The organism is Microlunatus sp. GCM10028923, assembly GCF_042666975.1.
In the GTDB taxonomy this organism is placed as follows: domain Bacteria; phylum Actinomycetota; class Actinomycetes; order Propionibacteriales; family Propionibacteriaceae; genus Microlunatus.
In genome coordinates, this window is record NZ_JBHTFF010000001.1 from 559,126 (window position 1) to 580,743 (window position 21,618).

Here is a 21,618-nt window from a genome sequence, read left to right on the forward strand (position 1 = left end):
CGCGCGGTTCCACGCGGCGGTCAGGTGAGCAGGGGAGGCTGCTGGAGTCTGGCCAGGATCCTGTTGTTGATCATGGGTCTCTGATCACGATCGACCTGCCTCGGTGGGTTCCATTCCGGTAGCCCGTCGTCGTTGATCTTGACCTGCCAGCCGCGATCGAGGAAGTGTCGATGGTGGTAACTGCAGAGGAGCGTCAGGTTGGCGAGTTCGGTCAGACCGCCGTCGATCCAGCGGATCACATGGTGGCGTTCGCACCATTCCGGAGCCCGGTCGCACCCGGGGAAGGAGCAACCGCCGTCCCGGGCGATGAGTGCGATCGTCTGGTGCTTCGATGCGATCCGGCGGGTGCGGCCGAGTTCGAGCGGGATCCCGGTCTGATCGAGAACGATCGGATAGATCTCGGCTTCGCCGGAAAGGCGGGTGATCTCGGTCAGGGAGAGGACGGTGCCGTCACCAGCCGTGCCGTGCCGCAACCGAGTGCTTCGATCGCTGGGAAGGTCAGCAGTGATCGGCTCATGCTCGGCGCCGGCGGTGGTGTGCCGGCTCTGGACCGGGAGCGTGCTGGCGTCCATCGTGATCAGCACCGTGGCCGTAGTCCCACCGCACTCCGGGATCTCGCCGGTGCGGAGCATCCGGGCGAACACGTCGTCGAGGGCGTCGTGCAGCCGTTGTTCGTGACTGCGCAGGTCGCCCGCGCCGACCCCGGCGGCGGCGTCGAGTCGTGGGTGGGCGAGCGGTTCCAGGACGGCCCGGGCCTTGACCGCGGCCTCCGGCGTGAGCCGGAACTCCCCGCACACCGCACCTGACGGCAGCGTTCGCAGCCGGAGGAATCGCCGGTCCTGCTGGCGTTGTTCATCGGGTTCGGCGCCATCGGGGTCGTAGGCGTCGAGGTATCGCTGACTCAGCCGGCGCAGTTCTCCTGGTCCGAACTGACGGCAGGAGTCGACCAGTTCGCTCTCGACCTGCTCGATGTCGGCGGGGTCGGTCTTGGCCTGGTCGAGCTGCTGCAGGGTGCGGTCGACGATCGTGGTCTGCTCGGCGGTGATCACGCCGGTGGCCATGGCTTCGGCGATCACCGACGTTAGCCTGGGCAGCGGCAGTCCGGTCATCGATCTCCGTGCTCCGACCGCCGCAGCCGCCCGCACCCGCCGCGAGGCTTCGTGTGGTCCGAGCAGGTATCGCCGCTCCAGCACCTTCGCCATCGACCGTTGGCATTCGCGCTCGTGAACTCCGGCATCCCGGCAGGCAGCGATCAACTCGGCATCGACCGTCTGGAGCTGATTGCGCACAGTCTCGATCCCGTCGAGCAGGTCGATCAGGCCGTGTGCGTCGTGATGATCAAGCCCGCCCTGACGCACTGCCGCCACCAGCACGGTCAGACTCTCCCGGACGTCCTGGACCGCGGCACCCACCGGGGTGGTGGTATCCAGGGCCGTCGGCGTCATGATCGAATTCTATTCGAACAGAGATTCGAACACAAGCAGATGTTCTTGTTTCCAAGGGATCTCGATCGATTCTCGGGCCGGGGGATGAGTGAGGCGGCGGGCGGCTCGGCATCGGATCGGCGAGCTCCGGCTGCCCGCGTCAACCTTGCACGGCCGACACCGTCCCCGGCCGATGGTGGGGAAAACCCGAAGGTGGACTCGGAGGTTGCCCGGATTCCGGCGGGTCTTGATCTTGCCTAGGTTCGTGGGTATGAAGCCGAAACGGGTCGCCATCGTCGTTGTCGTACTGCTCGTGCTCGTCGGGGTCAGCGCGGGCTGGTCCGCCTGGCGCAACCAGAACCCGGAACAGAAGTCGTTCGACTTCGCCGGTCCGGAGCTCACCGTGGTCGCCGACGACGGCGATCTCGAACTCGTGCCGGTCTCGGGTCAGGACGGCCGGGTCTCGGTGACCCGGTGGTTCAAGACCAACAAGTGGCTCGGCAACACCGGCGCCGACTGGAAGCTCGAGGCGGGCCGGACGCTGCAGCTGACCTCGCACTGCGAGGGCATGTTCGCCCGCTGCGACGTCCGCTACCGGCTGGAGGTCCCGGTCGGCACCAAGCTCCGGGTACGGGCTCAGGACGGCACCGTGAGTGGGAACGGGTTCGTCAGCGACCTGGCGATCGAGACCCGCGACGGCGACATCGAGCTGGACGACGCCCGCGGCCCGCTCAGCCTGGTCACCGACGACGGTACGATCCGCGCCACCGGCCTGGCCGCCCCGCGGGTGAGCGCCCGGTCCGGCGACGGCGACGTACGGCTCGACTTCCTGGCCGCGCCGGAGAGCGTGGTCGCGACCACCGACGACGGTCAGATCGACGTGGCCGCGCCCGACGGCCCGTACAAGATCACCACGAAGGTCGACGACGGCGACGCCGAGAGCACGCTGCCGAACGATCCCGCGGCCCTGCGGACGATCGATGCCAGCGCCGGCGACGGCGACATCAACCTGCACCGTCGCTGAGGATCTCGGCACCTGGTACGCCCGGTGGCAACCGCAGGCATCCTGCGATGATCAACAGCATGGTCACCGACTCGACGCAGCTCAGCTTCCGGTCGGCCGTCCTCGAGGACGCCGGCCGGATCGCCGAGCTCCACGCGGACAGCTGGCGCCGGCACTACCGCGGCGCCTACGCCGACAGCTTTCTCGACGGCGACGTGATCACCGACCGGCAGCAGCTCTGGTCCACCAGGCTGGCCGCCCCGGAGGGTTCGGCCACGATCCTGGCCGAGGACGACGAGGGACTGGCCGGGTTCGTGCACGTGATGTTCGATCATGACGACCGCTGGGGCAGCCTGGTGGACAACCTGCACGTACGGTTCGCGCGGAAGCGGTCCGGCGTCGGCCGGACCTTGATCACCGCGGCCGCGTCGGCGGTCACCGAACAGGCCGAGCGCCCGGCGCTGCATCTCTGGGTGCTGGAGCAGAACACCGCCGCGCAAGGCTTCTACGCGGCGGTCGGCGGCGTCCAGGTCGAGCGCGGGCTGGTACCGCCGCCGGGCGGGGTCGAGGGCCGGCTGAACGGAAGTCCCGCCTGTCTCAGATTCGCCTGGCCGGAACCCGTGACCATTCGCTGACCGGCACGCTACGCTCGGCCGACATCGGCAACGGAGGTCCGAGCATGAGAATCGCGGTCTGGATCATCACGGGGCTGCTCGCCCTGTTCTTCCTGTTCGTCGGGGCCAGCAAGGCGTTCGCCTCCTGGGAGTTCCTGCAGGCCGGGTCGATGGGGATTCCGGTGATCCTGCTCAAGATCGCCGGGTTCGCCGAGATCGTCGGCGCCGTCGGCCTGATCGTGCCGGCCGCGACCCGGGTGCTGCCGATCCTGACCCCGATCGCGGCGATCGGCCTGGTCGGCACCATGCTCGGCGCGACGGTGATCAACATCGGTCTCGGCATGCCGGCCGTCGCCGTGCAGACCGGTCTGGCCGGACTGCTCTCCGCCCTCGTCGCCTGGGCCCGGCTGGCCGGGCCGGCCAAGATCACGCCGCGCTCCGCCGCGACGCCGTCCTAGGCCTGGTCGGCAGGGGAGAGCTGCCAGGCCGACCCCGGCCCGACGCCGAGCACCAGGTCGTCCGGCCGGAACAACAGCCACTGCTCGGCATGATCATCCGCCGGGTCGGTCGCGGTCTCGAACGTGATCAGCCGCGAGTCGCCGAACTCGAACGTCGTCGACAACGACGGCCGCTGCAGCGTGATCGCGGTGACGGCGCGGCCGTTCAGCCGGGCCAGCGCGGCCTCGATCCGATCATGGGAGTCCTCCGAGCCGGCACCCAGCTCGGCACCGTGCTCGATCCGCCAGGCGCACTGGTAGATCCACAGGTGGAACGCACCGCGCTTCGGGTCGGCCTCCCGGGCCGGCCCGAACTGCAGGTCGAGGAAGCTGCCGTGGCCCTGCCGGGCGCCCCACGCGGACCGGCCGATCAGGTCCGCGGCCGCGGCCTCCGGCGTTGCCGGTTGGTTCATCGTGTCTTCCTCCTCAGGGGAACATCGCCTTGATGGTCTCGATGATCTCGTGGTAGCCGAGGTTCTCGCCCGAGATCTCCTCGTGCACCCGGCGGACCTGGTCCCGGGTCAGGGGCGTGTCCCGATCCCGGTTGGCCGCCCGGACGGCGTCCTTGAACTGCTTGTTCTGGGCCTGGTTGTTGCCCGGCGTACCGCCGCCTCCACCGCCACCGCCGTAGCCGCCGTTCTGCGCCGCGGCCATCAGTGCGATGCCGCTGAGACCGAGCACGGCCGCGATCTTGAGGATGCTCGCGATCGCGACGCCCTCGGCCAGGATCCCACCACCGGCCAGGGCCAGCGCGCCGCCCGGCGGGAACATCACGAACAGCCCGGCCAGCGCCATCAGGATGCCGACCGCCAGCAACGCCTGCCCGAGCGCATCCAGGATGTGGTACGTGTCCAGGGCGCGACCGTTCCCGGCGGTGCCGGTCAGCGCCCGGACCACCGCGCCGGTGCCGCCGAGCAGCGCGGCCGCGCCGATCGAGATCCGCAGCCCGGCCCGCAGCACGGCCTCGCCCCAGCCACCATGATCACGGCGGTGCAGTCCCCGGACCAGCAGGGCCAGCTGCCAGCCGCCGTACAAGATCGCGATCACGGTCAGCGCGACCACCCCGATGAAGACCGCCCTCGACTCCATCAGGTTCTGCAGGCCGCCGGTGGCCGGCACCGCACCGAGCACGAAGTAGAGGAACAGCGGTACGCCGAGGATCAGCCACAGGATGACCCGCCAGTTGGTGATCAACTTCACCGGGTCGATCGACGGCCGCAGCGCCTTGAGCCGATCACCCTGCCAGGCCGAACGGGCGAAGCTGCTGTCGATCATGGTCGCGATCTCGCGCACGGTCGCCTCCAGCGGAGGCTCCTGGTCGGGGTTCGCGGCGCGGGCGTACCGGACCGAACGCCGGGCCAGCGCGAACCTGATCGCCACCAGCGCTGACCACGGCGGCCCGAACGCCGCGTACCGGAAGAGGACGAACCCGCCGGCCTTGCTGTTCCGCTCGGCTTCGGTGACGAGGTGTCCGGTCCGGGACCGGACCGACCGGAGCAGGAACAGGTCGATCCCGACGGCCAGCACCAGCCCGACCAGGACCAGGAACGGCAGCACGTTCCGCAGTGCCTCGGCCACCGACAGCAGCCACCCCACGAACCCCTCGTGGTAGGTCCCGATCGCGTAGTTGTTCACGGCATGGTCGACGCTCGCGTACAGCAGCGGGGCCAGGCCGATCAGCCGCCACCAGCCGCGCATCCGGACCAGCAGGCCGAGCCCGAGCCCGGCCAGCGCGGTCCAGACCAGGTGCAGGTTCACCGCCGCGCCGGCGGTGCCGAGGATGTCGGCGGTCCGTACCGGCGGCGGCAGCCAGCTCACCAGCGTCGGCCCGACGCCAGTGATCTGCGGCGGCGCCAGGCTGGGCAGCAGGAACCCGCCGCTGCTGTCGGCGAAGGCCTGGCTCGCGTCGCCGGCGAACCGCAGCATCGCTTCCATCCAAGCGAATCCGGTGCCGATCGCCGCGCCGAGCAGCAGGTAGTCGGTCACGCCCCACTGCTTCTGCAGCCGGCGCGCCAGCAAGGCGATCAAGATCAACGGGAGGACCTTGACCAGTTCCTCGATGAACGGGTCGACGGTGTGCGAGGCGGTCTTGATCACCTCGTAGAGCGGTTCGCCGGTGATCAACGCGACCAGATGGGTCCAGCCGAGTTCGCCGATCAGGGCGACCGCACCGCACGCGTACGCCCCGGCCATGGCGGCGAGCAGCAGGGTGGAGACCCGTACCGAACGGGTCGCCGACCCGAGCGCCGCGAGCTGGATCACGCCGTAGCAGGCGGCGATGATCATCAGCACGACCATGGCGAATCGGCCTCCGGGTCGGGTACGGCGGACGTTGCACGAGCCTAACCAAGTCCGGCTCGTTCGAGGCCGACCGCCGGGCGTATTCTCCGACCGTGATCACCTCGCCTGCGGAGGCCGACTACCACCGGCTGCGACCGCGGCTGTTCGGGATCGCCTACCGGATCCTCGGCAGCGTCGCCGAAGCGGAGGACGTGCTGCAGGAGGTCTGGATCCGCTGGCAGGACTATCCGCACGAGCGGGTGGAGAACGTCGACGCGTTCCTGGTCACGACGACGACCCGGCTCGCGCTCAACGTCGCCGAGTCGGCCCGGAAGCGGCGGGAGACCTATCCGGGACAGTGGCTGCCCGACCCGGTGGACACGAGCTCCGATCCCGCCCTCGGTGCCGAGCGCGCCGAGGCGCTCGAGGTCGCGGTGCTGCTGTTGCTGGAGCGGCTGACGCCGACCGAGCGGGCGGCGTACGTGCTGCGGGAGGCGTTCGACTATCCGTACGACCAGATCGGCGCGATGCTGCACCAGTCCGCGGCGGGCGCCCGGCAACTGGTCAGCCGGGCCCGGAAGCACCTGGCCGGCAACCTGCGCAGCCGGGTCGATGCCGCCGAACAGCAGCGACTGCTGGACGCGTTCCTGACCGCGGCCCGCGGTGGCGACCTGGCCGCGCTGGAGGATCTGCTGGCCGAGCAGGCGGTGTCCTACTCCGACGGTGGCGGCCGGGTCCGGGCGGCGAAGCTGCCGATCCTCGGCGGCGACCGGATCGCCCGCGTCGTCCGCGCCTTCTCGGCCCGGTTCTGGGAGGGCGCCGAGGTGACGCACCGGCAGGTCAACGGCGCCGCCGCCGCGATGCTGTCCCGCGACGGCGTCCCGTACGCGTTGATCACGGTCTCGGCCGGGCCGGACGGCATCGACCGGGTGCTCTGGCACCTCAATCCGGACAAGCTGGCCCAGTTTCCGGCCGGCTGACCGGCACGGATCAGGACGCCGCGGAGCCCGGGTGGAGCCGGACGGTGATGCCGATGACGACCGCCGCGGCGAGCGACGTCCCGACGACGAAGATCACGTACGGACTGATCGGCTGGCCGACCGTGGAGACGGTCACCAGCAGCCCGCCGGCGAACAGGCCGAACTGGAGTGAGGACGAGTCGACGACGTCGAGCAGGGTGAAGCTGCGGACGCTGTTCTCCGCGGAGACGAGGCGGTGCGCGGCTTCCAGCAGCGCGATGCTCGCGTACGTCGACCCGGCCGCGATCGCCGCCGACACGGCGAACACGGTCACCTGTTCCCGAAGACCGGCCACGGTGCCGCCGACCGTCAGCAGCGCGGCACTGCCGGCGAGCAACACCAGCGTGCCGGCGATCACCCGCCGGCCGACCGGACCGTCGGTGCTGCGCCAGGCCAGCAGCGCGGCCACCACGGCCGCCGTCTGCACGGCGCCGACCAGGGCGAGGTTCGCGTCCGGCCAGCTCACCTCGGCGAGATAGACCAGCCACATCGGCAGCGAGGCGAAGTTGATCAAGGTGAAACTGGCCAGGATCCAGATCATCGCCGGGGCCAGGGGAGCCTTCTCAGGGACGGGCCGCGGCGCGGTGGGCGTGGCCGGGACCGGCGGCGGGTCGCCCGCGACGACCCGGCGCAGCTGAACCGCGATGGCGACGGCCGCCGCGGCCAGGGCGATCAGCACCACGGCCCGGCCGGCGACGTTCACCGCCGCGAAGATCACCAGCACGCCGGCCAACAGCCCCCGCCCCATCGCCGACCAGAACGCGTTGAGCCGTTGCCGGTCCACGCTGCGGGTCCGGGTGGAGAGCAGCGGTTGCCACGCCGTCGTGAACAGCACCGAGATCGAGATTTCTGCGGTCACGGTGATCACCAGGGCGGTTGCGGCCAGGCCGCCGGTGGCGCCGACGGAGATCAGCCCGGCCAGGATCAGTGCCTGGATGGCCGCGACCACGAGGAACAGCTGTAGATTGCGCCGGGCCCGGTGCAAGGGCAGCCGAGCGGCCCACACCTGGACGGGCAGCGAGAGCAGGCCGAGTCCGAACGCCGTGCCGATCGCGGCGGCGGAGAGGCTCAGGTCTTCGACCGCGAGGATCTGGAACAGCGGGCCGCCGTCGATACCGAGCGCCGCGGCCAGGGCGGGCTTGAGCAAGGCCAGGGGGACGAAGCGGCGCAGCGGCTCCGGTCGTGCCGCAGTCCCGGCATCGTCGCCGGTCACGTGGCGCGGTTCCGGCTCGGCCCGTGGGACGGGACCAGGTTCCAGCGCGCCGACATGAACTCATTGGACACCATCCCTGCGGCGGGACACGGATCTACCGGACGTGTTGTCACAATTCGCGCGTGTGCCCGGTCTAGGGCGTGACCGGTGCGATCGGCGCCGGATTCCGAGAAAGGACTGGAGATGGCGAAGATCGTGATCATCGGCGGCACCGGGCTGATCGGCTCTCAGGTGGTCGATCGGCTGAGAGCGGCCGGTGAGGAGGCGGTTCCGGCGTCACCGTCGAGCGGGGTGAACACGCTGACCGGTGACGGCGTCGACGCGGTGCTGGCCGGAGCGGACGTGGTGATCGACGTGACCAACTCGCCGTCCTTCGAGGAGCAGGCGGTGCTCGACTTCTTCACGACCTCGACGACGACGCTGCTCGAGGCAGCGGCCCGGGCCGGGGTCGGTCACTACCTCGCGCTGTCGGTCGTCGGCACCGACCGGCTGGCCGAGAGTGCGTACTTCCGGGGCAAGATCGCGCAGGAGAAGTTGATCACCGGGTCCGGGCTGCCGTACACGATCGTGCACGCCACGCAGTTCTTCGAGTTCGTTCGCGGGATTGCCGACGAGGCGACCGACGGCGACACGGTACGGCTCTCGGACGCCCTGATCCGGCCGATCGCTGCGGCCGACGTGGCGACGGCGGTGGCCGGGGTCGCGACCGCCGCGCCGCTCAACGGGATCCGCGAGGTGGCCGGCCCGGAGACCTTCGGACTGGACCGTTTGGTGCGCACCGCGCTGGCAGCCGCCGGCGACCCGCGTCACGTCGAGATCGACCGCACGGCGCGGTACTTCGGTGCGTTGCTGGGGGAGCGGACCCTGTTGCCGGGCGACGATCCGGTGGTCGGTGCGACCCGGTTCGCCGACTGGCAGGCCGCTCGCTGAGTCAGCCGGTCAGCGGGACTTGACGCTGAGGGCGATCACGCGGGTGCCGTCCTTGCGGACGCCGGTGCCGACATTGAAGATGCGGGACTGGTTCCGCTCGTCCTTGGAACCGAACACGTTCTCGTTGGACATGGCGCACAACTGGGTCAGGCCCTCGGTGTCGAGCCCGGTGTGGTGATCACCGCAGGCGCCGAAGGACCCGTTGAGAGCCTTGAGCGCACCGGCGGCCGAGGCCTTCGGCACCTCGAGGGTGACGTCGAGGGCGTAGTCGTGGGTGACCTTGTAGGTGCCCTTGACCACCGAGGTGTCGTCGGGCAGGTCGATCTCACCGTGCAGTTCGACGTCGGCCAGGGACACCGTGCTGCAGGTGTAGCCGTTGAAGTCGTTCGTGCACTCGGACCCGTTGTCGGACTGGAACGAGAACAGCGGCACACCCCAGTAGCCGGCGTAACGGGTGATCACGAAGAGGCAGATGCAGACGAACGCCACCATCAACAGGAGGCCGCCGAAAACCCTTACCGATTTCGGGAGCCGGTCGCGTTCCGCCACTCGCACAGCATGCCCGAACGGACGAAGAGTTCCAATTCCGCGTAGATCACGAAATCTTTAGCGACGGACGGCGATCAGGACCGAGGTGTCCTCGGCGACCATGACGTCGACGCAGGCGAACCGTTCGTCGGACAGCCAGGCCTGGCGCAGGCTGTCGATCCGGCCGCCGACGATCGGCGGCCAGGAAGCCGTCGGTACGAAGTCGTCCAGGACGATCATGCCGCCGTCGCCGAGCAGGTCGACGATCTGTTCCCGTTCGGTGGTCCGGGCGGTGCCGGCATCGATGAAGATCAGAGAGAAGGGGGCGTGGTCGGCCAGCGTGGTCCAGTCGGCGTGCAGCACGTCGATGTCGTCGTGCTCGAACATCTCCATCACGCCGTGGGCGAGTTCCGGATCGAGCTCCGCCGTGATCACCCGGGTCGCCTTGGGCGCACCGCTGCGCAGCCAGGCGGCGCCGACGCCGCAGCCGGTGCCGCACTCGGCGATCGTGCCGGTCCGGGTTGCCGCGAGGGTCGCCAGCAGTCGGCCGGTCTCGCTGCGGGAGGTCTGGACGTAACCACGCTCCAGGGACATGCGGAGAGCCCGAGTCACCAACTCAGGCATTTCCGGGGGAGCGCTCATGGCCTCAGTGTGGCACCTTCCCCGGTGCCACCAAGCCCGTCCGAATACTGAGAATGAAGTATCGCATCGTGGGTGAGAATTACTTTGGTGTCCTAGTATTTCTGTCAACTGCGAGGCACGAGTGAGGTTGTTGATCATGTACGAGATGTATCCCGAGGACTGGTCCGCCACGGCGCGCTCTGGTCGCCGGGTTCTCGATGATCCGGACGCCCCGCCGCGCCGTCGGCCGCGCAAGGCCCATTCGGTCACGCCGCCGGTGATCCGCCGTCAGCAGCAGACCGGTCAGCAGTCGGTCGATCCCGCCGCCTGATCGGTTCCCGCGCCCTGAATCCGTACCCGATCTCTGTGCTGAGCCTGCCGGAATCCCTTGCTAGCAAGGAACTCCGACAGGCTCAGTCGGCGTTTTCCGGGTTCGGCTCAGACGGCGGCGGCGATCGCGTCGCCGATCTGGGTGGTGGAGCGCTGCTGGCCGGTCCGGCCGGCGAGATCGGAGATCGCCGCCTTCTCCACCCGTGCGGCCTCCTCGGTCAGGCCGAGGTGATCCAGCAGCAGGGCCACCGACAGGATGGCCGCCGTCGGGTCGGCGATCCCCTGGCCGGCGATGTCCGGCGCCGAGCCGTGCACCGGCTCGAACATCGAGGGGTACGCCCCGGACGGGTTGATGTTGCCGCTGGCGCCGAGGCCCATGCCGCCGGTCACCGCCGCGGCCAGGTCGGTGATGATGTCGCCGAACAGGTTGTCGGTGACGATCACGTCGAACCGGGCCGGATCGGTGGCCATGAAGATCGTCGCCGCGTCGACGTGCAGGTAGTCGGTGGTCACCTGCGGGTACTCGGCCGCAACCGCCTCGAACACCCGGCGCCACAGGCCGCCGGCGTTGACCAGCACGTTGTGCTTGTGCACCAGGGTGACCTTGTTGCGGCGCCGGGTGGCCCGCTCGAAGGCGTCCCGGACGACGCGCTCGACGCCGTACGCGGTGTTGACGCTGACCTCGGTCGCGATCTCGTGCGGGGTGCCCGCGCGGACGACGCCGCCGTTGCCGCAGTAGAGCCCCTCGGTGCCCTCCCGGACGACGACGAAGTCGATCTCCTTGCCCTCGGTCACCGACGGCGCGAGCGGAGTCGGCACGCCGGGGTAGAGCCGGGACGGCCGCAGGTTGACGTAGTGGTCGAACTCGAACCGCAGCCGGAGCAGGAGCCCGCGCTCCAGCAGCCCGCTCGGAATGTCCTTCGAGTTCGGGGCGGCACCGACCGCGCCGAGCAGGATGGCATCGGCCTCGGCGAGTTCGGCGAGCACCGAGTCCGGCAGCACCTCGCCGGTCCGCTGCCAGGCGGTCGCGCCGAGGTCGTACGGCTGCAGGGCGAAGCTGCCCGGAGCCGTGACGGCCTGGAGCACCTTGACGGCCTCCGCAGTGACCTCCGGCCCGATGAAATCGCCGCCGATGACGGCAATCGTCCTAGTAGTGGTCTGATTCACCGGCGCATCGTAGCGAGTCCGATCCGGCGCTCGGCCGGGAATCTCGCAGAGCAGTAATCTCAGATCGACGAAGGAGTGGACCGATGACCTTGAGCTTTCCCCTGACCGCGAACCCGCAGCCGCGCAGCGACACCGAGCGCGCGGCCGTCCTGGCCGACCCGGGTTTCGGCAGCAACTTCACCGACCACATGGCCGTCGCCACCTGGACCGCCGACCAGGGCTGGCACGAGGCCGGCATCGTCCCGTACGGCCCGTTCAGTCTCGACCCGGCCGCGGCCGTCCTGCACTACGCGCAGGAGATCTTCGAAGGGCTGAAGGCGTACCACCATGCCGACGGCTCGGTCTGGCTGTTCCGGCCCGAGCGCAACGCGGCGCGGTTCCACCGGTCCGCGGTCCGGCTCGCGCTGCCGCCGCTGCCGGAGGAGGACTTCCTGGCCAGCATCGAGGCCCTGGTCGCGGCCGACCGGGCGTGGGTGCCGACGCTGGAGGAGCAGAGCCTCTACCTGCGTCCGTTCATGTTCGCGTCCGAGGTCTTCCTCGGTGTCCGGCCGGCCAAGAAGGTCACCTACAGCTGCATCGCCAGCCCGGCCGGCGCCTACTTCAGCTCCGGGGTGAAGCCGGTCAAGATCTGGGTCTCGACCAGCTACACCCGGGCCGCTCCCGGCGGCACCGGGGCGGCCAAGTGCGGCGGCAACTACGCGGCCAGCCTGATCGCGCAGGCCGAGGCCGCCGAGCACGGCTGCGAGCAGGTGGTCTTCGCCGACGCGGCGGAACACACCTGGCTCGAGGAACTGGGCGGGATGAACGTCTACCTGGTCACCGACGATGATCAACTTCTCACGCCGGAACTGTCCGGCACCATCCTCGAGGGCGTCACTCGCGAGTCGATCCTGATCTTGGCCAAGGACCACGGCCTGACCCCGGTCGAACGCAAGATCAGCCTGGCCGAGGTGCTGGAGGGCGTCGGGTCCGGAGCCATCAAGGAGGTGTTCGCCTGCGGCACCGCCGCCGTGATCACGCCGATCGCCGAGCTGAAGGACGCCGACGGGAGCCACCGGGTCGGCACCGGCGAGGCCGGCGAGGTGACCGCCGCGATCCGGTCGGCCCTGTTGGACATCCAGTACGGCCGCGCCGAGGACACCCACAACTGGCTGCGCCGGGTCTCCTGATCTTGATCACGCCGCACCGGCTCGCCGTCCGGGCCGCGGAACGGGTCTGGCGATCCCTCCGCGGGAAGGCCCAGTGGCGAGTCCTCTGGCTCCGGCACGCGACCTTCATGATCGGCGTGACCGGCGCCGTCTTCGACTCGCGCGGCCGGGTGCTGCTGTTGCGGCACCGGTTCTGGGCCGGCTGCCCGTGGGGCCCGCCGTCCGGGTACGTCGAGCGCGGCGAGACCTTCGAGGAGACCTTGCAGCGCGAGGTCCGCGAGGAGACCGGTCTCGAACTGACCGACGTCCGGCACCGCTTCGACCGGTCCGGCTTCCGGCTCCGGGTCGAGGTCTACCTGTCCGGCCGGCTGGTCTCCGACGGCCCGCTCCGGCTGGAGGAGGACGAGATCCTCGAAGCCCGCTTCTTCGAACTCGACGAACTCCCGCCCGACCTGCGCCCGATCCACCGCGACCTGATCCACCAGGCCCACGCCGACCTGACCTCCTGAGCCCTGACCCGGTCAGCGGGCCGCGAGCGTGCCGGCACCGGATGGGTGGGTTTGTCGACAACGCCGACGTTGTCGTCGGGTTTGGCGAGGGGTTGTCGACAACCCCACGTTCGGGGGTGGTGGGCGAAGGGATGCTTCGCCCACCGGACCTGCGGGGCGCCCGGTGGTGGGGTTGTCGACAATGCCGCCGTTGCGGTCGGGTTCGGTGTGGGATCGTCGACAATCCCGCGGGTCGGGGGAGATCGAGCGTCGCGAAGGTGTGAGGCAGGTCACGTCAAAGGGGTGTCAAGGGAGTTCGGGTGGCTCCGAGGTAGCAGTGTCCGCGGACGTACCGCGGCACCGAATCGAGGAGAACGTCATGTCCGAACTTTCCACCGTCACCTCCGCCGACGGCACCACGATCGCCTACCTGCAGACCGGGTCCGGTCCGGCGTTGATCGTGGTCAGCAACGTTGCCGAGGATCACACCGGGGTTGCCGGGCTGGTCGAGGCGCTGGCGGCGGACTTCACGGTGATCAGCTACGACCGCCGCGGGCGTGGGGCCAGCGGCGATCCGCAGCCGTACGACCCGGCCCGGGAGATCGATGACCTGGCCGCCCTGATCGAGGTGGCCGGCGGTTCGGCGGCGCTCGCCAGCGGGTCCGGCGGCTCCGGGCTGACGCTCGACGCGGCCAGCGCCCTGGGCGACAAGGTGACCGCGGTCTACCTGTACGAGCCGCCGTTCATCGTCGACGACTCCAAGGCACCGGCCCCGGCCGACTACGTCGAGCACCAGGAGGCACTGGTGGCGGCGGGCCGGCGGAGCGAGGCGGTCGAGTACTTCATGACCGAGATGATCGGCGTGCCGGCCGAGTACCTCGGCATGATGAAGCAGGATCCGTCCTGGGAGGCGATGGCCGCGCTCGCTCACACGTACGCCTACGACGGCCGGATCCTGCGCGGCCTGCAGGACGGGACCCCGCTGCCCAAGGATCGCTGGACGATCGACGCGCCGGTCGTGGTGGCCGTCGGCAGCGAGGGCGAGGCCTTCATCCGGGTCGGCGCCGAGGCGCTGGCCGAGATCCTGCCGAACGTCACGGTGCTGACCCTGGACGGGCATGATCATTCCGCGTTCTGGATGGCGCCGGAGCCGGTCGCCGAGCAGATCCGGGGCTTCCTGCGCGGCTGATCGCTAGAACAGTGCGTCCTGGGTGTCCTCCGGCGGAGCCGGAGCGACCGCCCGGGTCGGTGCCGAGAAGACGGCGCCGGGCCGGGCGGGCTGCAGCGTCCAGCCAGCGAGCAGGCGGGTGTCGACGAGGACCGGGCCGCGGTCGGTGCCGAGATAGAGGTCGGCGCCGATCACGCAGTCCAGCCGACCCGCGACCACCGCACCGGGCGCGACCGGAAGCATCGCCTCCCGCGGGTGCAGGCCGGCGTCGGGCAGACCGTACGTCTTGCAGTGATCGACGATTTCGGGCTCGCCGGTCGGATGCTGGCCGTCGGGCCAGTCGAGGGTTCCGACCTGATCGGCGGCCGCGGCCAGTTCGTGGGCCCGGTCGGCGGCCGAGCCGGGCCGGGTCCGGGCCTCGTACTTGATCACCGAGCTGATCCGGTCCGGATAGCCGAGGGCGGTGCTGACCAGGTGCTCGGAGCGGCGGGCGGCGAGCAGGGTGCCGGTGGAGATGATCATGGACGCCAGGGCGCCCTGCTCCAGCAACCGGAGCCGGCCGCGCTCCCGGGCCGTGATCCCGATCTTGATCTTGGTGCCGTGGTGGGCCAGGTAGACCGAGAACTCGCGCGGATCGTCCAACCTGGTGTCGGCGGCGACGGAGTCCCATCGGTCCAGGGTCTGGCACTCCGGACACACCGGACCGCGACCGGTCGCCGGCAGCTCGCTGCGGGTCGGGCAGGGGATGTGCCGGTCGCGGCGCCAGAAGCCGACGCAGCGGCGATCGGCCCCGACCGACAGCGCCAGGTCGCTGCCGAGGGGCAACGGGTTGGACGGCTCCGGGCCGGACCAGGTCAGGTGCGCGCCGTTCTCGTCCCAACCGAGTCCGAGCGCTCGCGAGGACGCCTCCGTTGCCACCCGGTCATTCTTGCCCAAGGGTCCGACACTCGGGCCGCGCCGTTCAGTCCGTCGGCCAGCCCGACACCAGTTCGTCGAGGACGGAGGCGTAGCCCTGGAAGCCGTACGAGCCGACCGAGGACTGCGAGTTGATCTTGACCACCCGGCCGGCCCGGACCGCGGCCAGCTGCTTCCAGGTCGGCGCCGCTTCGAGTTCGGCCAGCGCGCTCTCGCCGGCCGGGCCGGAGTTGTACATCACCACGATCGTGTCGCCGGTCAGGATGTCCAGCCGCTCCGGGCTGATCAGCATGAAGGTCTTGTCCTCGCTGGCCTCCGCGCCCTCCGCTTCCGGAACCACGGTCGCGCCGCGCTCGCTCAGCCAGCGGGCGACCGAGGATCCCGTCTTGCTGTACGCGCGGAACTGCTGGTCGCCGATCCCGAGCACGATCGAGACCGTACCGAGGTCGCCGAGCCGGCCCAGCTGCTCGTCGCACTGCTGCTCGAACTCCTGCACCACCCGGTCCGCCTCGGCCTCGCGACCCACCGCTGCCGCAATGGCACGCAGGCTCACCGCCGCATCGGTGAAGTCCACGTCCACCGCGACCGTCGGCGCGATCTGGGACAGGGCCGGATACACCTCCTCGATGCCGCCCGAGTAGCCGAGGACGAGATCGGGATGCAGCGCGGTCACCGGCTCCAGGGCCGGCTCGTCCGCTCCGCTGGCCACCGGCAGCACCTCGACCCCGGCGGCCTGCTCGGCCACCAGCTCGGGGAAGTCGGTACCGATGATGCTCTTGTGGGTGAGCGCGCCGACCGGCGTGATGCCGAGCGCCAGCAGGTGCGGCAACGCGCCACGGCGGTCCAGCGCCACGACGCGGCCGGGCCGCTCCGGGACCTCGGCGGTGCCGAGCGGATGGGTGATGGTCCGGGTGACTTCGGCGGTCCCTTCGGCTCCCGGCGTGGAGCAACCGGTGACCGCGACGGCGGTGGTGCCGAGCAGGGCGAGGAGACGGCGACGGGGCAGGGGCGGCGTGGACCGTACCGCAAGGCCCCCGGGCGGCGGAGTGATCATGAACCCTAGATTAGGGTAGCCATACCTCAGTCGCGAAGTGGGCTCGGCTGTTTCCGGTCACCGCCGGTACGGCTCGGATCCCGCCGCTGCAGCCGTACGACAGCGACGGTCATCGCGATCTCCAGGAGGATCGAGGCGATCACGAGCCAGCCGATCTCGAGCACGATCGCGACGCCGATCAGGACGGCGTTCACGACCAGCAGCGGCATCAGGGCCAGCGCCGCCCGGTTCCGCCGGAAGTGTTCGGGCGAGGGGTCCATCCGGTTCTCCGCGATGGCCTGGTGCGGCCGCAGCAGGATCTGCAGCGGCCACAACACCGCGACGTAGAACGCCAGCCCGAACAACAGACCGGCGACATAACCGAGCAGCCCGAACAGGATCGACGGCACGTCCGGTCCGTCGGCCGGGAACCAGTAGTGCCACTTGTCCGCGGCCCGGGCCGCCGCCAGGGCACCCGTCGCCCGCACCGTGAGCTCGGCGATGCCCATCAGAAGGACGGCGCCGGCGGCACCGACGGCGGGGAACAGGAACCAGCGGCGGCTGACCGTCGCCATGGACAGGTCGTGCTTGCGATCCCAGGCCAGTTCGAGCGTGGGAAAGGCCCCGGCCAGGGCAGGCCCGACGAACATCAGCCAGCTGAGCGGATTCTCGCCGTCGGTGTCTCCGACGGCCACGACGAACCCGGCGGCGCTGCCCAGAACGCCGAACACCGTGACGATCATGGCCGGCACGCTGTAGTTCTCCGCGATCCACCGGCGGACGGGACTCGGCCGAGACGGTCGGGACCTGCGCTGCGACATCCGGCGACCTTATCGGTCGGCGATCAGCGACGATCAGGGTGCCGAGAACGTCCAAGTTCGCCGTCGGCCGGGCGCGCTTGACCTTCAGGTAGGTCGAATCAGCACGATGGGTGCCGTGACTCCAGCGGATCTGCTCACCATCGGGGCCTTCGCGCGGCTGGTCGGGCTGACGCCCAGTGCGCTCCGGTTCTACGACGACTGCGGGCTGCTCCGGCCGCGTGAGATCGATCCGCAGACCGGGTACCGCTATTACGGGCACGACCAGCGCCGGGCGGCGGAGTTGCTCCGCCGGGCTCGGGAGCTCGATCTGCCGCTGGCCGATGTGGAGGCCGTGCTCGCCGGGCCGGCGGCGGTGGCGGCGGAACTGATCCGGGGACATGCCGCGACGCTCGGTGCGCGGGCGGAGCGGTCGGCGCGGCTTGCGGCCGAGTTGATCGCCGCGCTGGAGGCCGAGTCGCGTTCCGGTACGCCGGCAGAGCCGGTCGCCGAGACCGCGGTTGAGGTCGCCGGGCCGGAGCTGGCGGCGGCGATCCGCCAGGTCCGGGATGCGGGGGAGCCGTCGGCCGGGCCGCCGCGCGGGGTGTTGGTCGAGCTGGGCTCGGTGGAGGCGGACGGTTCGGGGGAGTTGGCCGTCGTCGCCGACGGACCCGCCTGGCTGGCGGTCCGGACGCTGCCGGCGGTGATCACCGGATCCGGTCCGGCCCGCCGGTTGCCGGTGGCCGGCGCGGATGCCGAGCCGCTGGCCGAGCTGGCCCGGCGGCAGGACCGGGTGACGCTGCACTTCGGCGCCGGCCGGGTCGGTGCGGCGGCCGTACCGCCGCGGGTCGTCGGAGACCGTGAGCGGCTCGAGCTGCGCCACGAGGTCGATCTTCATCCGAGCTACCGGGCCGTGTTCGCGGGGCTGGCGCCGTGGCGGTCCCGGGTGATCATGGACCGGGCCGCGGCCCTGGCGGCGCTGCCGGCCGAGGACAGTGTCCGGCTGGTGATCGATCATGATCAGGTCGAGTTCCATGGCGGTGCGCCCGGTCCGGACGGTACGGGTGGTCCGCGACGACTGCCGGCCGTGTGCCGGGGCGCCTCGCTCACGGTCGCGTTCGCCACCGAGGTGCTGGCGGCCGCGCTGAGCGCCGGTCTCGGACCGGACGTCCTGCTCGAGTCGAGCGCGCCGGACCGGCCGGTCCTGGTCCGCAGCGCCGACCAGGGCAGCTTCACCTTGTTGATCATGCCGCAGCGGCCGCTGTCATGACGCTCCGGATCGCGGACCGGGTCCGATCGAGGACCGCCGGACGGGCGTTGTGGATCGGCGGAACCACCGTGGTGGGCACCGCTGACGTGATGCTGTTCTTCGTGATCGCCTGGCTGGCGTCCGGGCTCGGGGCGACCGCCAGTGCCTTGATCAACTTGCTGATCGTGGTACCGCGAACGGTACTGCTGGTGTTCGGCGGTACCCTCGGCGACCGGTTCGGCGCCCGTCGGATGTTGATCATCACCGACGTGTTCCGGGTGTTCGCGGTGCTGGCCGGAACGGTCGCGATCATGATCACTCCGCCCGGTCTGGTCTGGCTGGCGGTCTTCACCGTCGCGCTCGGCGTGATCAGTGCGTTCTCGATCCCGGCGGCGAACACGATGCCGCGCCTGTTCGCGACGATCGAGGACCTGCCGAAGCTGTGGGCGAAGGTGGGCGGGCTGGCCCAGGTGGGTCGGATGATCGGCCCGCCACTCGGCGGCGTCGCGCTGGTGGCGATCGGCACGGCGGGGGTGTTCCTGGTCGATCTTGCGGCGGCGGTGATCATGATCGGGATCCTGGTGATCGTCCGGCCGCCGTACCAACTGCCGCTGGAGCCGCCGACCGAGTCGGTGCTCCGGCAGTCCTGGGCGGGCCTGCGGACCGCGGCCCGGACACCGGGCGTCCCGCCGATCTACGGCGCCACCGCGCTGGTGGCTGCAGGCGTGCTGCCGATCATGTTCCTGTGCCTGCCGCTGCTCGCCCGGGAGCGTGGCTGGACGGCCGCGGCGACCGGGGTGGTCGAGGCCGGCTGGATCGCCGGGTCGCTCGTGATCACGGTGATCATCGCCCGTCGGGGCATCCTGCGCCGGGCCGGTGCGGCCATGATCAGCGGCCCGCTGCTGACCGCCGTCGGGGCCGGCCTGCTCGCGGCCGCGCCGGCGTATCCGTACGCGCTGCTGGGATCGGTTCTGATGGGCCTCGGCACGGTGGTCTTCACCAGCCACGTCGGGCCGCTGCTGCTGGACTGGACCCCGGACGGCATGGTGTCCCGGTTCCAGGCCCTCTTCGTGCTGGTCCAGTCGGCGCCGCAGATGATCACGATCGCCGCGTTCGGTGCCGTCGCCGAGCTGGCCGGTCCGGTGCCGGCGACCGGCTGCGCGGCGGTCGTCTGCGGGGCGGCGAGCCTGGTCGTGGCGCTCAGTCCGCGGCTGCGTACGGCCGAACGACCTGTCTCAGAAACTGGGACGCCTGGCACGGATTCCGGTTCGGCGGGGTAAGACTTAGCCCATGCGACCGTCCACGATCATTATCAGCTAGCGCGCCGAACGTCAGTTCGTCGCGCAAACCTCTCGTACCAACACGAGAGGTTTTTTGTTTGCCGCAAACGACCCCCCGACCCCGAAGGACCACGAATCATGAGAACCCAGCCCGAGGAGTTCCACGTCTTCGACACCACGCTGCGCGACGGCGCGCAGCAGGAGGGGCTGCGGCTCTCGGTGCCGGACAAGCTGGCGATCGCGGGGATGCTGGACGAGTTCGGGGTGGACTTCATCGAGGGCGGCTGGCCGGGCGCGAACCCCAACGACACGGCGTTCTTCCAGGCGATGGCCGAGGGTGAGGTCCCGCTGAAGAACTCCACCCTGGTCGCGTTCGGGTTCACCCGCCGGGTCGGCGGCAAGGCGGCGGACGACCCGCTCACGGCGGCGCTGCGCGACTCCCGGGCACCGGTCGCCTGCATCGTCGCGAAGAGCCATGACCGGCACGTCGAGCAGGCACTGCGGACCACGCTGGACGAGAACCTCGCCATGATCACCGACACGGTGCAGCACCTGCGGGCCGAGGGGCAGCGGGTGTTCGTCGACTGCGAGCACTTCTTCGACGGCTACCGGGAGAACCCGGCGTACGCCCTCGAAGTCGTCCGTACGGCGAGCGAGGCCGGAGCCGAGGTCGTCGTCCTCTGCGACACCAACGGCGGCATGCTGCCGCAGTGGATGGGCGACGTGGTCGCCGCCGCCGCGGGGACCGGCGCCCAGCTGGGCGTCCACTGCCACAACGACACCGGCTGTGCGGTGGCCAACACACTGGCCGCCGTCGACGCCGGCGTGATGCACGTCCAGGGCACCTTCAACGGGTACGGCGAACGCACCGGCAACGCCGACCTGGTCACGATCGTGGCGAACCTGGAACTCAAGTACGGCTGGCAGTTGCTGCCGGCCGGCTCCCTGTCCGAGGCGACGCGCCTATCCCATGCGATCGCCGAGGTGACGAATGTTCCACCGAGCAATCGTCAACCCTATGTTGGCTTGTCGTCGTTCGCCCACAAGGCGGGCCTGCATGCCAGCGCCATCAAGGTCGACCCGAATCTCTACCAGCACATCGATCCGGCGCTGGTCGGCAATGACATGCGGATGCTCGTGTCCGACATGGCCGGCCGGGCGAACATCCAGATCAAGGGCTCCGAGCTCGGGTTCGACCTGTCCGACCGCGAGGTGGCAGCGAGGATCACCGAACAGGTGAAGGATGCCGAGGCGGCCGGGTACACCTACGAGGCGGCGGATGCGAGCTTCGAGCTGCTGCTCCGGCGTGAGCTGGGGCAGCTGCCGGAGTTCTTCTCCGTGCTGTCCTGGCGGGTGTTCACGCAATCCACCCATGATCAGGAGACCGACACCGAGTGCACGGTGCGGATCACCGCGAAGGGCGAGAGCCATCGCGTGGTCGGCGAGGGCAACGGTCCGGTGAACGCTCTTGATCATGCCGTCCGGCAGGCGCTGCTGCCCGCCTATCCGGTGGTGGGACGGTTCGAACTGATCGACTACCGGGTCCGCATTCTTGATCAAGGTCACGGCACCGACGCGACCGTACGGGTGCTGATCCAGACCAGCAACGGCCGCCGCGCCTGGACCACGGTCGGGGTCGGCCAGAACGTCATCGAGGCCTCCTGGGAGGCGCTCTACGAGGCCTACCTGTACGGCCTGATCCACACCGACGACGAGGCGTCGCCGGCGAACTGATCAGCCGAGCAGGCCGGCCGGCAGCAGCCGGCCGAGGGCGAACCCGACGCCGAGGGCGGCGATGATCCAGCCGACCACGATGATCTTGGCGACCCCGCGGGGGCGTCCGGACGGCAGCGTGATCGCGCGTTGCCCGGTCGGCGGATGATCATGGTCGGGTGCGGTGGTGGTCACGGCGGT

General features: G+C 70.3%; 23 protein-coding genes. 12 read left to right on the top strand and 11 right to left on the bottom strand.

The window, feature by feature from the left end; translation table 11 throughout:
- Positions 1 to 20 precede the first annotated feature (20 nt).
- The gene (locus ACFQU4_RS02515; protein WP_377486478.1) at positions 21 to 1,445 is read right to left on the bottom strand and encodes a DUF222 domain-containing protein; all 1,425 of its coding nucleotides are present in this window, start codon (positions 1,443 to 1,445) and stop codon (positions 21 to 23) included.
- A gap of 250 nt (positions 1,446 to 1,695) precedes the next feature.
- Here ACFQU4_RS02515 and ACFQU4_RS02520 point away from each other — a divergent pair, with 250 nt between their 5' ends.
- From ACFQU4_RS02520 to ACFQU4_RS02530, 3 genes are read left to right on the top strand one after another with little or no spacing between them, the layout of a single operon-like run.
- Complete coding sequence (locus tag ACFQU4_RS02520; RefSeq protein ID WP_377486481.1) at positions 1,696 to 2,448, top strand: DUF4097 family beta strand repeat-containing protein; 753 nt, start codon at positions 1,696 to 1,698, stop codon at positions 2,446 to 2,448.
- Between the two features lie 47 nt (positions 2,449 to 2,495).
- Complete coding sequence (locus ACFQU4_RS02525) at positions 2,496 to 3,062, top strand: GNAT family N-acetyltransferase (protein ID WP_377486484.1); 567 nt, start codon at positions 2,496 to 2,498, stop codon at positions 3,060 to 3,062.
- Between the two features lie 44 nt (positions 3,063 to 3,106).
- Complete coding sequence (locus ACFQU4_RS02530) at positions 3,107 to 3,499, top strand: DoxX family protein (protein ID WP_377486487.1); 393 nt, start codon at positions 3,107 to 3,109, stop codon at positions 3,497 to 3,499.
- On the opposite strand, the gene ACFQU4_RS02535 is transcribed toward ACFQU4_RS02530, so the two are convergent.
- Both ACFQU4_RS02535 and ACFQU4_RS02540 read right to left on the bottom strand, forming a co-directional pair.
- The gene (locus tag ACFQU4_RS02535) at positions 3,496 to 3,951 is read right to left on the bottom strand and encodes a hypothetical protein (protein ID WP_377486490.1); all 456 of its coding nucleotides are present in this window, start codon (positions 3,949 to 3,951) and stop codon (positions 3,496 to 3,498) included. The two genes, ACFQU4_RS02530 and ACFQU4_RS02535, sit on opposite strands and share 4 nt — an antisense overlap.
- 13 nt (positions 3,952 to 3,964) lie before the next feature.
- Positions 3,965 to 5,824, bottom strand: coding sequence for a PrsW family glutamic-type intramembrane protease (locus ACFQU4_RS02540; RefSeq protein ID WP_377486493.1), 1,860 nt, complete (start codon positions 5,822 to 5,824; stop codon positions 3,965 to 3,967).
- Between the two features lie 107 nt (positions 5,825 to 5,931).
- Here ACFQU4_RS02540 and ACFQU4_RS02545 point away from each other — a divergent pair, with 107 nt between their 5' ends.
- Complete coding sequence (locus ACFQU4_RS02545) at positions 5,932 to 6,798, top strand: RNA polymerase sigma-70 factor (RefSeq protein ID WP_377486495.1); 867 nt, start codon at positions 5,932 to 5,934, stop codon at positions 6,796 to 6,798.
- Positions 6,799 to 6,808: 10 nt separating this feature from the next.
- Here ACFQU4_RS02545 and ACFQU4_RS02550 read toward each other — a convergent pair whose 3' ends face one another.
- Positions 6,809 to 8,050, bottom strand: coding sequence for a hypothetical protein (locus ACFQU4_RS02550; RefSeq protein WP_377486498.1), 1,242 nt, complete (start codon positions 8,048 to 8,050; stop codon positions 6,809 to 6,811).
- Positions 8,051 to 8,233: 183 nt separating this feature from the next.
- Between ACFQU4_RS02550 and ACFQU4_RS02555 the strand changes: the two genes are divergently transcribed.
- A complete protein-coding gene (locus tag ACFQU4_RS02555) occupies positions 8,234 to 8,980 on the top strand; it encodes an SDR family oxidoreductase (protein WP_377486501.1) in 747 nt (248 codons plus the stop codon).
- A 9-nt stretch (positions 8,981 to 8,989) separates the two neighbouring features.
- Here the strand turns inward: ACFQU4_RS02555 and ACFQU4_RS02560 are convergent, their stop codons facing one another.
- A complete protein-coding gene (locus ACFQU4_RS02560; RefSeq protein ID WP_377486504.1) occupies positions 8,990 to 9,529 on the bottom strand; it encodes a hypothetical protein in 540 nt (179 codons plus the stop codon).
- A 57-nt stretch (positions 9,530 to 9,586) separates the two neighbouring features.
- Positions 9,587 to 10,102, bottom strand: a complete 516-nt coding sequence (locus tag ACFQU4_RS02565; protein WP_377486507.1) for an O-methyltransferase — start codon at positions 10,100 to 10,102, stop codon at positions 9,587 to 9,589.
- Positions 10,103 to 10,286: 184 nt separating this feature from the next.
- Between ACFQU4_RS02565 and ACFQU4_RS02570 the strand changes: the two genes are divergently transcribed.
- On the top strand, positions 10,287 to 10,460 hold the full coding sequence (locus tag ACFQU4_RS02570; RefSeq protein ID WP_377486509.1) for a hypothetical protein: 174 nt from the start codon (positions 10,287 to 10,289) through the stop codon (positions 10,458 to 10,460).
- 107 nt (positions 10,461 to 10,567) lie between these two features.
- Here the strand turns inward: ACFQU4_RS02570 and ACFQU4_RS02575 are convergent, their stop codons facing one another.
- Entirely contained in the window at positions 10,568 to 11,626 is a 1,059-nt protein-coding gene (locus tag ACFQU4_RS02575) for a 3-isopropylmalate dehydrogenase (RefSeq protein ID WP_377486511.1), read from the bottom strand.
- Positions 11,627 to 11,709: 83 nt separating this feature from the next.
- On the opposite strand from ACFQU4_RS02575, the gene ACFQU4_RS02580 reads away from it, so the two are divergent.
- The 3 genes from ACFQU4_RS02580 to ACFQU4_RS02590 all read left to right on the top strand — a co-directional run bounded on the left by ACFQU4_RS02580 (position 11,710) and on the right by ACFQU4_RS02590 (position 14,451).
- Positions 11,710 to 12,795 (top strand): branched-chain amino acid aminotransferase, encoded by a 1,086-nt coding sequence (locus ACFQU4_RS02580; protein ID WP_377486514.1) that lies wholly within the window; start codon positions 11,710 to 11,712, stop codon positions 12,793 to 12,795.
- A gap of 2 nt (positions 12,796 to 12,797) precedes the next feature.
- The gene (locus ACFQU4_RS02585) at positions 12,798 to 13,283 is read left to right on the top strand and encodes an NUDIX domain-containing protein (protein ID WP_377486517.1); all 486 of its coding nucleotides are present in this window, start codon (positions 12,798 to 12,800) and stop codon (positions 13,281 to 13,283) included.
- Positions 13,284 to 13,641: 358 nt separating this feature from the next.
- Positions 13,642 to 14,451, top strand: coding sequence for an alpha/beta fold hydrolase (locus ACFQU4_RS02590; RefSeq protein ID WP_377486520.1), 810 nt, complete (start codon positions 13,642 to 13,644; stop codon positions 14,449 to 14,451).
- A gap of 3 nt (positions 14,452 to 14,454) precedes the next feature.
- On the opposite strand, the gene ACFQU4_RS02595 is transcribed toward ACFQU4_RS02590, so the two are convergent.
- From ACFQU4_RS02595 to ACFQU4_RS02605, 3 genes are read right to left on the bottom strand one after another with little or no spacing between them, the layout of a single operon-like run.
- On the bottom strand, positions 14,455 to 15,348 hold the full coding sequence (locus tag ACFQU4_RS02595) for a DUF2797 domain-containing protein (protein WP_377486523.1): 894 nt from the start codon (positions 15,346 to 15,348) through the stop codon (positions 14,455 to 14,457).
- Positions 15,349 to 15,391: 43 nt separating this feature from the next.
- Positions 15,392 to 16,399 (bottom strand): ABC transporter substrate-binding protein, encoded by a 1,008-nt coding sequence (locus ACFQU4_RS02600; RefSeq protein WP_377486526.1) that lies wholly within the window; start codon positions 16,397 to 16,399, stop codon positions 15,392 to 15,394.
- A 26-nt stretch (positions 16,400 to 16,425) separates the two neighbouring features.
- Positions 16,426 to 17,199 (bottom strand): hypothetical protein, encoded by a 774-nt coding sequence (locus tag ACFQU4_RS02605; RefSeq protein WP_377486529.1) that lies wholly within the window; start codon positions 17,197 to 17,199, stop codon positions 16,426 to 16,428.
- A gap of 115 nt (positions 17,200 to 17,314) precedes the next feature.
- Between ACFQU4_RS02605 and ACFQU4_RS02610 the strand changes: the two genes are divergently transcribed.
- The 3 genes from ACFQU4_RS02610 (at position 17,315) to cimA (ending at position 21,438) form a co-directional block, all read left to right on the top strand.
- Positions 17,315 to 18,445, top strand: a complete 1,131-nt coding sequence (locus tag ACFQU4_RS02610; protein ID WP_377486532.1) for a MerR family transcriptional regulator — start codon at positions 17,315 to 17,317, stop codon at positions 18,443 to 18,445.
- 68 nt (positions 18,446 to 18,513) lie between these two features.
- A complete protein-coding gene (locus ACFQU4_RS02615; protein WP_377486535.1) occupies positions 18,514 to 19,704 on the top strand; it encodes an MFS transporter in 1,191 nt (396 codons plus the stop codon).
- 138 nt (positions 19,705 to 19,842) lie between these two features.
- A complete protein-coding gene (cimA, locus tag ACFQU4_RS02620; protein ID WP_377486538.1) occupies positions 19,843 to 21,438 on the top strand; it encodes a citramalate synthase in 1,596 nt (531 codons plus the stop codon).
- Here the strand turns inward: cimA and ACFQU4_RS02625 are convergent, their stop codons facing one another.
- Entirely contained in the window at positions 21,439 to 21,612 is a 174-nt protein-coding gene (locus ACFQU4_RS02625; RefSeq protein ID WP_377486541.1) for a hypothetical protein, read from the bottom strand.
- Positions 21,613 to 21,618 lie beyond the last annotated feature (6 nt).

Coding starts and splice junctions, on each gene's coding strand:
- ACFQU4_RS02515 (WP_377486478.1), bottom strand. CDS start 1,445: ATGACGCCGACGGCCCTGGATACCACCACCCCGGTGGGTGCCGCGGTC.
- ACFQU4_RS02520 (WP_377486481.1), top strand. CDS start 1,696: ATGAAGCCGAAACGGGTCGCCATCGTCGTTGTCGTACTGCTCGTGCTC.
- ACFQU4_RS02525 (WP_377486484.1), top strand. CDS start 2,496: ATGATCAACAGCATGGTCACCGACTCGACGCAGCTCAGCTTCCGGTCG.
- ACFQU4_RS02530 (WP_377486487.1), top strand. CDS start 3,107: ATGAGAATCGCGGTCTGGATCATCACGGGGCTGCTCGCCCTGTTCTTC.
- ACFQU4_RS02535 (WP_377486490.1), bottom strand. CDS start 3,951: ATGAACCAACCGGCAACGCCGGAGGCCGCGGCCGCGGACCTGATCGGC.
- ACFQU4_RS02540 (WP_377486493.1), bottom strand. CDS start 5,824: ATGATCATCGCCGCCTGCTACGGCGTGATCCAGCTCGCGGCGCTCGGG.
- ACFQU4_RS02555 (WP_377486501.1), top strand. CDS start 8,234: ATGGCGAAGATCGTGATCATCGGCGGCACCGGGCTGATCGGCTCTCAG.
- ACFQU4_RS02565 (WP_377486507.1), bottom strand. CDS start 10,102: ATGTCCCTGGAGCGTGGTTACGTCCAGACCTCCCGCAGCGAGACCGGC.
- ACFQU4_RS02570 (WP_377486509.1), top strand. CDS start 10,287: ATGTACGAGATGTATCCCGAGGACTGGTCCGCCACGGCGCGCTCTGGT.
- ACFQU4_RS02580 (WP_377486514.1), top strand. CDS start 11,710: ATGACCTTGAGCTTTCCCCTGACCGCGAACCCGCAGCCGCGCAGCGAC.
- ACFQU4_RS02590 (WP_377486520.1), top strand. CDS start 13,642: ATGTCCGAACTTTCCACCGTCACCTCCGCCGACGGCACCACGATCGCC.
- ACFQU4_RS02600 (WP_377486526.1), bottom strand. CDS start 16,399: ATGATCACTCCGCCGCCCGGGGGCCTTGCGGTACGGTCCACGCCGCCC.
- ACFQU4_RS02605 (WP_377486529.1), bottom strand. CDS start 17,199: ATGTCGCAGCGCAGGTCCCGACCGTCTCGGCCGAGTCCCGTCCGCCGG.
- cimA (WP_377486538.1), top strand. CDS start 19,843: ATGAGAACCCAGCCCGAGGAGTTCCACGTCTTCGACACCACGCTGCGC.